The organism is Microbacterium sp. NPDC055910, from assembly GCF_042271185.1.
Classification (GTDB): domain Bacteria; phylum Actinomycetota; class Actinomycetes; order Actinomycetales; family Microbacteriaceae; genus Microbacterium.
The window spans coordinates 1-1,043 of sequence record NZ_JBHJZS010000073.1 but is presented as its reverse complement, the minus strand read 5'-3'; the positions used below and the strand labels follow the sequence as shown (position 1 = coordinate 1,043).

1 protein-coding gene is annotated in these 1,043 nt (G+C 64.8%); it reads right to left on the bottom strand.

The features are described from left to right. Positions 1-64 precede the first annotated feature (64 nt). Positions 65-1,043: phosphate acetyltransferase (gene pta / locus ACFC3F_RS15090; protein WP_376131548.1), on the bottom strand; the 979-nt coding region annotated here is incomplete at its 5' end.

Here is a 1,043-nt window from a genome sequence, read left to right as displayed (position 1 = left end):
AGTTGATATTTCAACGACGACGACCCGGCGTTGAGGACCAGCACGGCGCCCTCGGTGGATGTACTCATCGGCCTGACTCCTGTGCGTCGATGTTCTGGGCCTGGATGGCGGTGATGGCGACGGTGTTGACGATGTCGGAGACCAGTGCGCCACGGGAGAGGTCGTTGATGGGGCGTCGAAGTCCCTGCAGCACAGGGCCGATCGCGACAGCACCCGCACTACGCTGCACAGCCTTGTAGGTGTTGTTACCGGTGTTGAGGTCGGGGAAGATCAGGACCGTCGCGCGGCCGGCAACCTCGGAGTCGGGCATCTTCGTCGCAGCGACGCTCGGTTCCACGGCGGCGTCGTACTGGATGGGACCCTCGACGGAGAGCTCCGGAGCTCGTTCCTGGACGAGATCGGTTGCGACGCGCACCTTGTCGACGTCGGCGCCGGTTCCCGAGCGACCCGTCGAGTACGAGAGCATCGCGACCCGCGGGGAGATACCGAACGCGGATGCCGTTGCGGCCGAGGAGATCGCGATGTCGGCGAGCTCTGTGGCGGTCGGATCAGGGACGATGGCACAGTCGCCGTAGGTGAGCACCTTGTCGGGTAGGCACATGAAGAACACGCTCGACACCGTCGAGACTCCGGGGACCGTCTTGATGATCTCGAACGCCGGTCGGATCGTGTGCGCGGTGGTATGCGCTGCGCCGGAGACCATTCCGTCGGCGCGTCCCGTGTGCACGAGCATCGTGCCGAAGTACGAGACGTCGCGCATCCGCTCCTGGGCGTGTTCGAAATCCATTCCCTTGTGCTTGCGGAGTTCTGCGTAGATGCGCGCGAATTCGTCTGTCAGCTCGGAGTTCGCCGGATCGATGAGTTCGACGCCGTCGAGATCGACCCCGAGCTCGTTCGCACGGGCGGTCACCGATTCCGGGTCGCCGAGGATGATCAGCTCCACGACTCCGCGCCGCAGCAATTGCCCTGCGGCACGCAGGATTCGGTCGTCGCTGCCCTCGGGAAGGACGATGCGCTTGAGATCCGACCGCGCACGGGTGATG